The organism is Photorhabdus aballayi (assembly GCF_026153155.1).
Taxonomy (GTDB): Bacteria; Pseudomonadota; Gammaproteobacteria; order Enterobacterales; family Enterobacteriaceae; genus Photorhabdus; species Photorhabdus luminescens.
This window is the reverse complement of record NZ_JAPFCD010000017.1, coordinates 18964-33386: the sequence shown is the minus strand read 5'-3', so window position 1 is coordinate 33386 and position 14423 is coordinate 18964. Positions and strand designations below refer to the sequence as shown.

Annotated in this window: 12 protein-coding genes; 7 read left to right on the top strand and 5 right to left on the bottom strand. The window is 41.4% G+C overall.

Annotated elements, in window-relative coordinates; genetic code table 11:
* Positions 1–105: 105 nt before the first annotated feature.
* The gene (gene dld / locus OO184_RS11140) at positions 106–1821 is read left to right on the top strand and encodes a D-lactate dehydrogenase (protein ID WP_265379244.1); all 1716 of its coding nucleotides are present in this window, start codon (positions 106–108) and stop codon (positions 1819–1821) included.
* A 142-nt stretch (positions 1822–1963) separates the two neighbouring features.
* Here the strand turns inward: dld and sbcB are convergent, their stop codons facing one another.
* A complete protein-coding gene (gene sbcB / locus OO184_RS11135; protein ID WP_265379243.1) occupies positions 1964–3394 on the bottom strand; it encodes an exodeoxyribonuclease I in 1431 nt (476 codons plus the stop codon).
* Between the two features lie 645 nt (positions 3395–4039).
* Positions 4040–4270: a hypothetical protein gene (locus OO184_RS11130; RefSeq protein ID WP_265379242.1), complete on the bottom strand. Its 231-nt coding sequence runs from the start codon at positions 4268–4270 to the stop codon at positions 4040–4042.
* A 799-nt stretch (positions 4271–5069) separates the two neighbouring features.
* On the opposite strand from OO184_RS11130, the gene tmaR reads away from it, so the two are divergent.
* A complete protein-coding gene (gene tmaR, locus OO184_RS11125; RefSeq protein WP_049584818.1) occupies positions 5070–5387 on the top strand; it encodes a PTS system regulator TmaR in 318 nt (105 codons plus the stop codon).
* Between the two features lie 44 nt (positions 5388–5431).
* Here the strand turns inward: tmaR and OO184_RS11120 are convergent, their stop codons facing one another.
* Both OO184_RS11120 and rne read right to left on the bottom strand, forming a co-directional pair.
* On the bottom strand, positions 5432–6064 hold the full coding sequence (locus tag OO184_RS11120) for an SDR family oxidoreductase (RefSeq protein ID WP_265379241.1): 633 nt from the start codon (positions 6062–6064) through the stop codon (positions 5432–5434).
* A 309-nt stretch (positions 6065–6373) separates the two neighbouring features.
* Complete coding sequence (gene rne / locus OO184_RS11115; RefSeq protein ID WP_265379240.1) at positions 6374–9430, bottom strand: ribonuclease E; 3057 nt, start codon at positions 9428–9430, stop codon at positions 6374–6376.
* Between the two features lie 559 nt (positions 9431–9989).
* Between rne and rluC the strand changes: the two genes are divergently transcribed.
* Positions 9990–10949 (top strand): 23S rRNA pseudouridine(955/2504/2580) synthase RluC, encoded by a 960-nt coding sequence (rluC, locus tag OO184_RS11110; protein WP_265379239.1) that lies wholly within the window; start codon positions 9990–9992, stop codon positions 10947–10949.
* On the opposite strand, the gene OO184_RS11105 is transcribed toward rluC, so the two are convergent.
* Positions 10946–11536 carry a Maf family protein gene (locus OO184_RS11105; RefSeq protein WP_265379238.1) on the bottom strand — a complete coding sequence of 197 codons (591 nt, stop codon included), beginning with the start codon at positions 11534–11536 and terminating at the stop codon, positions 10946–10948. The genes rluC and OO184_RS11105 overlap by 4 nt on opposite strands.
* A gap of 142 nt (positions 11537–11678) precedes the next feature.
* On the opposite strand from OO184_RS11105, the gene yceD reads away from it, so the two are divergent.
* Genes yceD through OO184_RS11085 form a run of 4 tightly spaced genes read left to right on the top strand, consistent with a single transcriptional unit; the run spans position 11679 to position 14413 of the window.
* Positions 11679–12203: a 23S rRNA accumulation protein YceD gene (gene yceD, locus OO184_RS11100; protein WP_049584611.1), complete on the top strand. Its 525-nt coding sequence runs from the start codon at positions 11679–11681 to the stop codon at positions 12201–12203.
* 12 nt (positions 12204–12215) lie between these two features.
* Positions 12216–12386, top strand: a complete 171-nt coding sequence (gene rpmF, locus OO184_RS11095; protein ID WP_011147057.1) for a 50S ribosomal protein L32 — start codon at positions 12216–12218, stop codon at positions 12384–12386.
* Positions 12387–12415: 29 nt separating this feature from the next.
* On the top strand, positions 12416–13453 hold the full coding sequence (gene plsX / locus OO184_RS11090; RefSeq protein WP_265379237.1) for a phosphate acyltransferase PlsX: 1038 nt from the start codon (positions 12416–12418) through the stop codon (positions 13451–13453).
* Positions 13454–13459: 6 nt separating this feature from the next.
* The gene (locus OO184_RS11085) at positions 13460–14413 is read left to right on the top strand and encodes a beta-ketoacyl-ACP synthase III (protein ID WP_265379236.1); all 954 of its coding nucleotides are present in this window, start codon (positions 13460–13462) and stop codon (positions 14411–14413) included.
* Positions 14414–14423 lie beyond the last annotated feature (10 nt).

Here is a 14423-nt window from a genome sequence, read left to right as displayed (position 1 = left end):
TAAGAAAAAAAACAGCGAGGTAGCTTACAGATAAGAAAAATTTCAACGGAAAACGGAGAAAAACAATCTATGCTCTGAGAGGTGATTATTATTAAGGAAGAGACTATGAATGATACAAAAACCTCTCAAAATCAACAATTCATTACTACCCTGACCAATATTGTCGGTAAATCTCATATCCTGACTGCTCCCCATAAAACTGAACGTTATCGTAAAGGCTTTCGCTCCGGTCAGGGAGACGCTTTAGCCGTCGTATTTCCCGGCTCGCTGGTGGAACAGTGGCGTGTGTTTAAGGCCTGTGTTGAAGCAGATAAAATTATCTTAATGCAAGCGGCCAACACGGGAGTCACCGAAGGTTCTACTCCGAATGGCAAGGATTACGATCGTGACATAGTGATCATTAGCACGTTGCGCATGAATAAAATTCAGATTTTAAAACAGTGTAACCAGGTAGTTGCGTTACCAGGTAGTACATTATGGCAACTCGAACGTGCGCTCAAGCCACTGGGACGTGAACCTCATTCGGTTATCGGTTCTTCCTGCATCGGTGCTTCCGTGGTTGGTGGCATCTGTAATAATTCAGGAGGTTCTTTAGTTCATCGTGGGCCAGCTTATACCGAAATGGCATTGTATGGACGGGTCAATGAGAGCGGTAAGCCAGAATTGATTAATCATCTGGGGATCTATTTGGGAGAAACACCAGAAGAGATTCTCTCTTGTCTGGAAGAGCAACGTTACAGTGATCAGGATGTAGAACAGGGTCAACGTAAAGCATCTGATCATGAATATGCCCAACGAGTGCGTGACGTAGATTCGGATACTCCATCTCGCTTCAATTCTGACGAGCGCCGTTTGTTTGAAGCTTCAGGTTGTGCCGGTAAGCTGGTTATATTTGCGGTCCGGCTCGATACTTTTCCGGCAGAGCCTTTGTCTCAAGTATTTTATATCGGTACCAACCAAACTGGCGTATTGACGGAATTGCGCCGCCATATATTAGCAAATTTTCATCATTTACCGGTGGCGGGTGAATATATGCACCGGGATATTTTTGATATTGCAGAAACTTACGGTAAAGATACTTTCATCATGATTGATAAGCTTGGTACCGATAAAATGCCGGCTTATTTTACTTTAAAAGGGAGAATGGATGCTATTTTCAACCGGGTTCCATTTTTACCTTCTAATCTTATCGATCGCATTATGCAGGGGTTAAGTCGTTTACTTCCTTCCCACTTGCCTAAACGTTTGAAAGAATATCGTAATCGTTTTGAGCACCATTTGATATTAAAGATGTCCGGTGATGGGGTTGAAGAAGCTAGAAGCTGGTTGGAAGAATATTTTAGCCGGGTGGAAGGGGATTTTTTTGCTTGCACACCGGAGGAGGGTGCTAAAGCGTTCTTGCATCGTTTTTCCGCTGGTGGATCAGCGATCCGTTATCAAGCGGTGCATAGTAACGAAGTAGAGAATATCCTTTCACTTGATATCGCTTTGCGCCGTAATGATCGTGAATGGTTTGAACAATTACCTCCAGAGTTTGATGATGTACTGGTACATAAACTTTATTGTGGGCACTTTATGTGCTACGTGTTCCATCAGGATTACATTGTTAAAAAAGGGGTGGATGTACATGCATTGAAAGAAAAGATGATAGAACTGCTTGATAAGAGAGGAGCGGAATATCCCGCAGAGCATAATGTAGGTCATCTATATCAGGCTAAGCCTCAACTTAAGGCTTTTTATCGGATGACTGATCCCACTAACACTCTCAATCCAGGAATTGGGAAAACATCCAAGTTGAAAAATTGGGGCAAGGGATCTTAATGTCAATATTCTCAGTAGTTACAACGCCATGCTGGTACTAAGAAAGTTTAAATCTGTAAAGATTGATGAGAGAGTTATCGTGTCAGAAAGAAAGGCGAGTATATATGACTCGCCGTTTTATATTTATTCACCACCCGTTTAATTATCCAGCCAGTTGCACGGCATACTCCATGAGTGCTTTAAGCTGACGACATTTTTCTTCGTTGCCTTGATATTCAGTAAAGAGTTGTTCAATTATAAAGAAATATTCACTGAGTTTATCCTGAGTTAATACATCTTGACGATGACGTAACCAGTGTTGTTGTTCATCGTAAGTTAGAGTAGCAGGGTAGTTTCTGGCACGGTAGCGGAATAACAGCGTTTTAATCCGTGGGTCCTGAAAAGTCAGATCGAGAGCAGGTAAATTTTGAGGCAGTGTCTCACGGATAATATTCATTGCTGCTTTATCGGCATCACTAAAAAAGCCATCATACAGCTTAGCGTCAACATTATCGAATTCAGGGAAAGGTTCGGCCTCTGCAAACAATTCTACAACTTTTTCTCTTATTTGAGGATTATTCCGTAGAATAGCTAGATTTCTTTCGCAATGATCACGATCCAATCCAATACGTTCAGCGTCTTCTGCTCGCAAAGTGTTATCGGGAGCGATTATCGGGCACTTATTAATATGAACCAGTTTTATCGGGACTGGTGGTTGATCCGGCTGCAATTCATCATGGCGGGTATATAGACGTTCACGCAACGTATCTGCATCCAATTCCAGTAATGGTGAAATATCTCCCGCTAAATCGCACATAATAACAGCATTCTGGTTTACTGGATGCCAGGCAAGAGGTGCAACCAAACTGAGGTTGCTACGAGCAGCGCCAAACATCCCGGAAACATGAACCAGAGGTTTCATTTGAGGGATATCAATGAGGGCGCTAATTTTCCGCTTATTTCTTAACTGGAAGAAATAATTGAACATCTTTGGCTGTACTTCTTTAAGTAATTTTGCCATTGCGATTGTGGCGTAGACATCAGACATCGCATCGTGAGCATGTGAATGTTCAACGCCATTTGCCTTGGTCAGATGTTCTAGTTTAAAGCTAGGTAGGCCATCTTCATTCTCTGGCCAGACAATACCTTCGGGGCGTAAGGCATAACAGGCACGTAATACATCAAGCATATCCCAACGGGAATTACCTTTTTGCCAACTATAAGCGTATGGATCATAAAAATTGCGGTAAAAGATATTCCGACTGACTTCATCATCAAATCGGATATTGTTATAACCGAGGATACAACTGTTCGGTATGCTGAATACATTGTGAATCTGGCGGGTAAATTCCGCTTCATTAACCCCTTTTTCTAATGCAATTTGAGGCGTAATGCCTGTAATCATGACAGCTTCTGGTTGTGGGAGATAATCATCAGCAGGTGAACAGTAAATAACTAATGGCTCTTCAATAATATTGAAATCCATATCAGTACGAACACCAGCAAACTGAGCTGGTCTGTCTAAGGCCGGATGTTGACCAAAAGTTTCGTAGTCGTGGATGTAGAAAGTGGGTTGTTCGCTGCTATTTTTCACTGTTGTTCAATGTCCAATGATATGTTAATTGTTTGTTTCTTCTGTTTTTTCAAAGAATGGATGACATTTTTGCCATAAAATACAGACAATTGTTGCTTACTATCTTAGAGAATCTAGGTAATTGCAATCAATATTGTATACATGTTTTCCTACTTTCTGTTCTGCGATTGGAAACCAATTATTAACATTTTGGGATGGGAATAGAAAATTGTACGTTTTAAGGTCACTTATCCTTGATTACGTTGATGTATTTACTTCAATAATGTAGGTGAAATTTCTAAAATATTAATAGTGTGAATATGTAAAATTTAATTTATTTAAATATTGACGGTAAAAATATGCAACATTGAGGTTTATTTAATGAGATATTTGATAAGTTCACTAAAGGATTAGATAAATAACGATGAAAATCATGATGCACATAATTCAAATAGATTATAATTAGTAAACGTAGGAGTTATTCTTTTTCTGGGGGAAGTCGACTGATAATTATATTTTTCAGGGAGAGATTTCCTATTATCAATAGTATTATTATAGGAAATTCATCAACTCCTTTTACTAGTTATCCGATGAATTATTTAATAAGTTTTATATGAAAGCAAAGCATATAATTAGAATATAGTTTCCTAAATATGTTTAGTTTTATTATGGATAATTAATCTCTTGAAAATGCTCATTAATAGATTCAATATATTGATCACTTAAACCAGTTTCATATTGGATTCTTTCAAGTAAATTTGTTCTATTGACACTATAAAATGGCTTAATAGAAATCCCATTTTTGGGGTGGGTTATTCTGATAATGGGAATTCTTGTTCTACGTGCATGGCCAAAAGAGATTTCGTAACCATCCAAATCAAAAGGAATTTTTTTCATCACCCAACCTAGTCATCATTATGTTTTTCGTCAATTTTAATTATGTTTAGGCAATAAGGAATTTTTTATTTTATTATTAAGACGAATATCACAAATATAGTGGTTTTTGTAAGGTATTTAAATAATAAACTAATGAACTATTTTGATTTTATATAAATTTCCATTCGAAATGATTTCATAAAAATACCATTTTGTGAGAAATTGTAAGATAAAATTATTTGCGAAAATTCAAAGAGTATAGAATCCTATGGAGGATGCTTATTATTTGAAATTTTAATAATATTCCATACAATCAACTGCCTTTATTTAACTTGTTTTTTTAACGGCTGGATTAATAATTTTATTCCTAAATAATCTGAAATGGTTTTATGATTTTTTCATTTCTATGAGATAGCAACGGAATAATTATTACATAAAAATATATAAGATTATGTTTCGAAAAATTTATTATACCTAATAGATTTAGAGCCGCAGCGCGGCGGCAAGTGAACGAATCCCCAGTAGCATAGATAACTATGTGACCGGGGTGAGCGAGTGCAGCCAACGAAGCAGCAGCTTGAAAGATGAAGGGTATATCAGTGAAAGGTTGGCGCTGCATTATTCACCTATATTAACCAGATGTTAGCCAGTTGTTTTCGATTAAAGCAATATGCTGAACTCTTCATCAGTAAGCTAACAGGTTTACGTAATCAATTAAAATCAATAAAGAATGGAAACTGACTTGTCTATTAATGGCTTTAGGCTGTATTGTGTAATCCAATTGGATAATCTGTACGTTTGAGTTAAGAAAGGTATGAAAATGGACAACGTAAATAAGCCGTCATTCCACAATGTGCTGGAGTTTGTACGTATGTTTCGTCGTAAGAATAAGTTACAGCGCGAAATCGCAGACAATGAAAAGAAAATACGTGATAACCAGAAACGTGTTTTATTACTTGATAACTTGAGCGAATACATCAAGCCCGGTATGTCAATTGAGGATATTCAGAGCATCATTATGAATATGAGAAGTGATTATGAAGACCGTATAGATGATCACATAATTAAAAATGCGGATCTTTCTAAAGAGCGTCGTGAATTGTCTAAAAAGCTTAAAGCAATGGGTGAACTCAAATAGCATCATTAGATAACCACGCATTTATGCGTGGTTATTTTTACCGACTATGCAGTAACCCAATCAGGTTTAAGTTCTGGATCAACTAAGGTATAAATCTGCTGATATGAAGATTCTTCTTCTGCCATAGTTGCCAGTTGATGTGCAACATCTTGACGACTAACTGCACCATGAATTTCATGCTGATACCTTTGGCAATGGCCTGTTCCCGGTTTATCTGTTAATCCACCTGGGCGAATAATCGTATAATTCAAAGAACTTGTCTGAAGGTAGCTTTCTGCCATTGATTTATGCCTGACAGATTGACCAAACAGTGATTTAGCTCTGGGGGATAAGGTTTTCCAGCCTTCGCCGCAACCTATTGATGTGACAAATAACATACGTGTTATTCCCGCTCTCTCAATAGTATCAATTATAGTCATATTGCCAGGGAGATCTGAATCAATTCCACCAATAGTAGAAAAGACGATTGCTTCTGAGCTCACATGTTGTACCGCTTTTTCAACATCTTCAGCATTACAGGCATCACCTTGTATCACTTTGACACCTAAAGCACTCAGCTCAGTAGCCTGCTCAGAATTACGGATAAGCGCAATTACGGGACGTTTTTGTTGCAGTGCGACAGTCGCGAGATGACGTCCAACGCCACTACCTGCACCAAAAATAAGCCACGGTTTCATAGGTTATTCTCCTGGTTAAATAATATACCCGTTATCTTTCAAGTTGCCTCTTTGTTGGCTGCACTCACTCACCCCGGTCACATAGTTAGCTATGTGACCGGGGATTCGCTCCTTTGCCGTCACAATGCATCTTGAAATCCATAGGGTATAGATCGAATGATAATTAATTGAACAGAGTAACAGGGATAGCCGTTTAAACTACCCCTTATGTAGGTAGAATAAAATTAACGATAAGTATTTTTGTGGGGTTAGTAGCAAAAAAAATGGCTCCCCAAAAAGAGCCATTCTGCTAATATTAAACAATGTTATTTATTTGAAGGATTGCGGTTTAGCCATTGGTGAAGTAGCCGCATTAGTCGCTGAATGGCCCCCAGCTCCTCCTTTCCCTTCAAAATGGGAAAAAGGCCGTTGCCATTCGTTGATAGTAATCGGTTTTTCAATCATCTCAGGGGCTGGCGCTTTTGTCATCGGCGCATAAGCATGATGAACTTTGATTATAATAGCGACAGGCTGTTTAACCATTTCATCTTTACTCTCTTCAACAATCATCACTGTTGCAATTTCTTCAGGAACAACAATGTTTGCTTCAGGTTGCTGTTCAAGTTCAGGGGCAATTGGCGTTATTGCAACAAGTTCAATAACTGACGGCTCTTCCTGCTCTGATTCAGTTTGCTGTAGAACAATGTCATTTCGTTCTGTAATGCCTGTTTCAGGTTTGATGCCGTCTTGGTGAATTTCCAGCGTTTCCGCTACCTTAGGCGATTCAGTGATGGTCTGTTCAGATTCTGCAACAACGGTGATTGCAGGTACTGTTTCTGCTGCTATTGCTGGCAATACCTCATATTGCTGTTCTTGTTGTTCGATCATGGAAATTTCCTCAGGAATTTCTATGGAAATCGGAACCACGGGATAGCGAACCCAAACTTTACCGGAAGCCATTTCGGGTGATGCGACCGCCATAGATAATGGCATCGGTGATTGAAGTAGATTTCTTTCATCGCGGTAACGACGGCGGCGCTGACCGCTAACGCGCAAATGACGAGGTGAACGACGAGAGCGGCGTGGCATAACATTATCTTGTTGCTCTTTATTTTCAGCCAGTTGTTGTGGTTGAACTGTTTCTACAGGTATTTCAACAGGCGTTGGTAATTGCTCTTCTGTAACAACAGGGACCGGCAGTGAAGCGACCGTTGTCACTTCTTTCACTTCATCTATGATGCGAATTTTTTGTTCAAGCTGACGGCGTTGACGACGTGGTACAACTGGCAGACGCTCTTCAACCTCATTTTCAATGATTTCTGGCTTCTGGGTTTCAAGTTGCTGTTGACGCTTTTCTTCCTGACGACGGCGTTGACGTTCTGCACGTTGCTCGCGACGTTGCTGCTGTTGGGCTTCACGAGCAGCAGGATCTATCGTCACGTTGTTATCTTGAAAGCTATTTTTCTGTTGAGTATTACGATTTTTCCGTTGTTCGTCACGATCACGGTTATTACGTTGCTCATCACGCAGATTATTATCATCACGATCTTTACGTGAATTTTGGCGACGTTGGTTGCGTCGTTCAGAAGAGCGACGGTTATCATGACTGGATAATTTGTTCTCTTTTTTCTGTGCTGGTTTTTCTTCTTCTGCGCTGAACATTTTTTTCAAAGCAGTCAAGAAGCGGCGTAAGAGACTAGGTTGTTCCGTTATAGTCTGAGCAGGGCGGTTAGGCTTTTTCTCTTTTGCTTTATGTGATGGTTGCTGTGCTGGCGTATCGGTTGGCAAAGCAAAGGCAGAAATAGCGGGCTGCTCAGGACGCTTACGTTCAGGTTGGACATCTTCTTGAGGATTTGTCGCTCCAGTTTCATGAAATTGAGGAAGCAGGTAACTCAGCGTAGAAATTTCCTCACCCTTACGCACACGTAGAACAGAGAAGTGAGGCGTCTGCATTTGATCGTTAGGCACGATCACCACGCCGACATCTCCTTGACGGCGCTCAATTGCACTGACTGCCTGGCGTTTTTCGTTGAGTAAATATGAAGCGATTTGTACTGGAACAATAGCATGTACTTGATGCGTGTTCTCTTTCAGTGCCTCTTCTTCAATCAGACGTAAAATGGATAGCGACAGGGATTCGTTATCACGAATAGTCCCAGTACCGCTACAACGCGGACAAACATGGTGGCTAGATTCACCTAGCGATGGACTCAGGCGCTGACGGGACATTTCCAGTAGGCCAAAGCGGGAAATACGGCCAATTTGAATACGAGCACGATCCTGACGAACTGCATCACGTAGGCGGTTTTCCACTTCACGTTGATGGCGTACTGGCGTCATATCAATAAAATCAATGACAATCAAACCACCGAGGTCTCGCAGGCGTAACTGACGGGCAATTTCATCCGCTGCTTCAAGATTGGTATTAAAAGCCGTTTCTTCGATATCCCCTCCGCGTGTTGCACGGGAAGAGTTAATATCGATCGCAGTTAATGCTTCTGTGGTATCAATAACTACAGCACCGCCTGATGGCAGGCGAACTTCACGCTGAAATGCAGATTCAATCTGTGATTCAATCTGATAATGGCTGAACAGGGGAACTTCACCACTATACAGTTTAATTTTACTGGTGAAATCCGGGCGGCCAAGCGCGGTGATATGCTGCCGAGCTAGATCGAGAACTTTGGGATTGTCGATTAAAATTTCACCGATATCTGGGCGCAAATAGTCGCGGAAAGCACGGACGATAACATTACTTTCTTGATGGATTAAGAATGGCGCAGAGCGGTTTTCGGCGGCTTTTTTGATCGCCTCCCAGTGTTTAAGGCGGAATGATAAATCCCATTGTAGTGCTTCTGCGGATTTACCGACGCCCGCAGTGCGGACGATCAATCCCATTCCTTCCGGCACTTCTAGCGATGCCAACGCTTCTTTCAGTTCTGTGCGGTCATCTCCTTCGATGCGGCGGGAAATACCGCCAGCTCGAGGGTTATTCGGCATTAATACCAGATAACTGCCCGCCAGACTGATAAAGGTGGTCAAGGCAGCTCCTTTATTACCACGTTCTTCTTTATCGACTTGAACGATAACTTCCTGACCTTCCCTGAGAACATCTTTGATATTAGGGCGACCATGAGGGTGGTAGTTATTGGGGAAGTATTCGCGAGCTATTTCTTTAATAGGAAGGAAACCATGCCGCTCAGCGCCATAGTCAACAAAAGCGGCTTCCAAACTAGGTTCAATTCGGGTGATTTTACCTTTGTAGATATTTGCTTTTTTTTGCTCGTGTCCTGGGCTTTCGATATCCAAATCATAAAGACGTTGCCCGTCAACCAGAGCAACACGCAACTCTTCTTGCTGAGTTGCGTTGATTAGCATTCTTTTCATTGTAACTTACTCATTATTTTTTACATTAGTTATAGAGCTACGGGCAAATATAGATGAGCGACTGGTAACCGATGGTCTCGTGTCTTTTACAAATCCGCCAACCTCCCGGTTGTCGTTTGTATAGAGACGCATATTTTCGGCAGGTCTGAATTTTCACTTAGAAAACAGTACCCTTTTCTAGGAATAATCTGCAAATATAAATGAAGCGGATTGAACCCAATTCCAGTAATCTGCTACCCGTAGCCCGCTAATTATTTGATTTCCCAGTACGTCTTACGCCATTGCTGCGTTTTTGTGCAATCAAATAAAGAACAAACGTTTAACTTCGCCATTCAGGATTAAAAAACTGATGGTGGCTACGTATTATTCCATTGCTGTTGGGGTGATAGCAAGGTGACTTTATGTCTTTAAGCGGTTTTTCTGATGAAATAGGAAGAAATAGTTAATATTTAATCTTTATCTTAAAGTAGGAAAGGTAACAGCCAGAAAGTATGCGTAATTTTTACACATATTTAAAAATGAGTAGCACTCTGCTTGAGTGATAATTAAAATTGCTATCATGAAAACGAATAATCAAATTGTACAATTTGTCACTATTGATGACGATGAGGCCGGACAGCGTGTTGATAATTTTTTATTAGCGCGTTTGAAAGGGGTTCCTAAAAGCATGATTTACCGGATTGTGCGTAAAGGTGAAGTTCGGGTAAACAAAGGTAGGATAAAGCCTGAGTATAAGTTGTCTGCGGGAGATGTCGTCAGAATTCCGCCGGTTCGGGTTGCAGAACGGCAAGAGGCGCCAGTTTCAGCTAAACTGGATAAAGTCGTTGCATTAGGTGACTGTATCTTATACGAAGATGACCATATTTTGGTGCTCAATAAACCTTCTGGTACGGCCGTTCATGGCGGTAGTGGCTTAAGTTTTGGTGTTATTGAAGGGTTACGGGTTTTGCGTCCGGAAGCAAAATTCCTCGAGTTGGCGCATCGTTTGGATCGTGATACCTCTGGAATTCTGTTAATTGCTAAAAAGCGCTCAACTTTGCGAGCTTTGCACGAGCAATTACGACTTAAACAGATGCAGAAAGATTATTTGGCTTTAGTACGAGGACAATGGCAATCAAATTGTAAAGTTGTTCAGGCGCCATTGCTGAAAAATATCCTACAAAGTGGTGAGCGGATTGTTAAAGTAAGCAGTGAAGGTAAGCCTTCGGAAACACGTTTTAAAGTAGAAGAGCGTTTTACTAATGCAACGTTAGTGAAAGCTAGCCCAGTAACAGGTCGGACTCATCAAATCCGTGTTCATGCTCAATATGCTGGGCATCCTATCGCTTTTGATGATCGTTATGGCGATAAAGTTTTTGATTCACAATTGTCAGATACGGGTCTTAACCGCCTATTTTTGCATGCCAGCGCGCTAAAATTTACTCATCCTTCGACGGGGGAGATATTACGTCTTGAAGCGCCGATGGATGAGCAATTGCGCTATTGTATAAAAACGCTACGTCAAAATCACAGTAATTAACCTATCGCCGTCAGTGGGTTTACCCCCTGGCGGATTAATAATTCAGTCAATGTAATTAATGGTAAACCGATTAGCGTATTCGGATCTTTCCCTTCCAGTCGTTCAAATAAAGTAATTCCTAACCCTTCGCTTTTAAAGCTTCCGGCACAATTAAGGGGGTTTTCCGCAGTTAAATAAGCCCAAATTTCATCATCAGTCAGCTCTCTAAAATAGACATTGAATAATTCACAACGGGTATCAGCTATTCCTGTTTTGCTGTTAAAGAGAGAAATGCCGGTATAAAAGGTGACGCAATGACCACTGGCTTGCCGTAATTGTTTAAATGCATTTTCAAAGCTGTGAGGCTTGCCGGTAATTTCGCCATTAATAACACAGACCTGATCAGAACCAATAATCAAATGCTGAGAATATTTTGCTTGTAATGCCTGTGCCTTAGCTTGTGCCAAACGCATAACGAGCTGTTCTGCATTTTCATTCATTCGAGGTGCTTCATCAGTATCAGGAGCTGCACATATAAAGGGTAAACGAAGTTTTTCCAGTAACATGCGGCGATAAGCTGAGGTGGAAGCTAAAATGATTTGTGTCATAATTTTTCCAAAAGACATGGCGAAATAATTGCAGGCATTTTAAACTAGGCGCAGCTTAATAAGCGAATATTTGGCGGAAAGGTACAGATGTGTGGCCTTTTTCTTTGACTATATCTCATTACAAAGATAATATGCGCGCCTTATGCAAAAGGTAAAATTACCCCTGACCATTGATGCGCTTCGCGCAGCTCAGAAACGATTAGACTACGCAGGTAGTTATTCACCTGAGCAAGTTTTGCGTATCGCGGAATCTGTGGTTAGCGTGGACAATGATGTAGACAGCGTTTTATCGTTTCAGATAGATAACCAACGTCTGGCAGTTGTGCGTGGGCATTCCGATGTGGATGTTACGCTTGAATGTCAGCGTTGTGGCGGTAATTTCAGCCATCACGTTCACATAACATATTGTTTTAGCCCGGTCGTCAATGATGAACAGGCTGAAGCATTACCGGAAGAATATGAGCCAATCGACGTTAACGAATTTGGTGAAATAGATTTGCTGGCAACGATTGAAGATGAAATAATTCTTTCTCTGCCGGTGGTTCCGGTACATGATTCTGAACACTGTGAAGTGTCCGAGGCGGACATGGTGTTTGGCGAATTACCTCTAGAGGCTGAAAAACCAAACCCATTTGCCGTATTAGCCAGCTTAAAGAAAAGTACTTAAGGAGTAAGGTCAATGGCCGTACAACAGAATAAACCAACTCGTTCTAAACGTGGTATGCGTCGTTCACACGATGCACTGACTGCACCATTACTGTCTGTAGATAAAACTTCTGGTGAAACTCACCTGCGTCACCATGTGACTGCTGATGGCTACTACCGTGGCCGCAAAGTCATCAACAAATAATCTCCGCCAGTCATTAGCAAGTTGATACCTTGACTAATCTGACTTTAGCGTTAGATGCCATGAGCGGGGACTTTGGTCCTCGCGTTACGGTGCCTGCTGCATTGCAGGCACTGGCGTCTAACCCTAGACTTAAATTATTGCTGGTTGGGATCCCCGATATCATTTCTCCGATGCTTGTAAATAGCGATGCTAAGTTGCTCAGTCGTTTACAAGTGGTTCCTGCTGAACGGGTTGTGGCTAATGATGCGAAACCATCGCAAGCGATTCGTAACAGCCGAGGAACGTCAATGCGTATCGCTCTGGATTTAGTGAAATCAGGTGAAGCGCAGGCGTGTGTCAGTGCAGGAAATACCGGAGTATTGATGGGGTTATCTAAATTAATGCTAAAATCTATAGAAGGCATTGAAAGACCTGCTTTGATGACCGTGTTGCCAAACTTGAAACAGCGGGAAACGGTTGTATTGGATTTAGGTGCCAATGTTAATTGCGATAGCCGCATGTTGGTACAATTCGCCATTATGGGTTCAGTAATGGCCGAGGAAGTCGTGGGGGTGGTTAATCCCGCGGTAGCATTGCTTAACATTGGTACGGAAGAGAGTAAAGGGCTGGATAATATCCGCGAAGCCGCCACTATTTTAAAGCGCATTCCGACAATAAATTACATTGGTTATCTGGAAGGTGATGAATTGCTGACAGGTAAGAGTGATGTATTGGTATGTGACGGCTTCGCAGGTAACGTAACGTTAAAAACGATGGAAGGGGCGATCAGAATTATCTTATCCCTGCTTAAATCATCGGATGGACAAAAGAAAAAGTTTTCCTGGTTGTTGAAAATCGTCAAGAAGTGGTTGCAAAAACGGATGACAAAACGCTTCGGTCACCTGAACCCTGACCAGTATAATGGCGCATGTCTGTTAGGATTATATGGAATTGTAATCAAAAGCCATGGGGCGGCTAATGAGCATGCGTTTAAAGCCGCAATCGAACAGGCTGTTCAGGCCGTTGAAAGGCAGGTTCCTGATAGAATTGCTGCACGCCTGGAAACAGCATTACCCAAGAGTGACTGAACATACATGTATACAAAAATTTTAGGTACAGGTAGTTATCTGCCTGCGCAAGTGCGTACTAATGCTGATTTAGAAAAAATGGTAGATACTTCTGATGAGTGGATTGTTACCCGTACAGGTGTCCGCGAACGTCGTATTGCTACTGATGATGAAACCGTTGCGGTTATGGGGTTTCGGGCCGCAAAGAAAGCAATTGAAATGTCGGGCATTGATAAAGATCAGATTGATTTAATCATTGTTGCAACAGCTTCATCCACTCATGCTTTCCCTAGTTCTGCGTGCCAAATTCAGCACATGTTGGGTACCCAAAATTCAGCGGCTTTTGATATTTCAGCTGCTTGTTCTGGTTTTGTTTATGCACTGAGTATTGCTGATAAGTTTATTAAAACCGGTGTGGTAAAACATGCATTGGTTATTGGTTCTGATTCTATTACCAGAACGCTTGATCCAGAAGATCGCGGAACACTTGTCCTGTTTGGCGATGGTGCAGGCGCTATGGTGGTAGGGGCTTCTAATGAGCCAGGAATTCTTTCAACTCACCTTCATGCAAATGGTAGCTATGGTGAATTGCTGGTATTGCCTTATCAGGAGCGTCAGAATCTAAAAGAACCAGCGTATGCCAGTATGATCGGTAATGAAGTATTTAAGATTGCAGTTCGTGAATTGGCTAACATAGTTGATGAAACTTTAGATGCGAATAACTTGTCGTATAGCGAGTTGGACTGGTTAGTGCCTCATCAGGCTAATTTGCGTATTATCGCAGCGACAGCTAAAAAATTAAATATGACAATGGATAAAGTAGTAGTAACGCTGGATCGTTACGGTAATACTTCTGCGGCATCGGTCCCCACAGCATTTGATGAAGCAGTGCGTGATGGCCGGATTAAGCGTGGTCAGTTAATCTTAATTGAGGCTTTTGGTGGTGGCCTTACTTGGGGTTCAGCACTGATACGTTTTTAATTTGACAGGA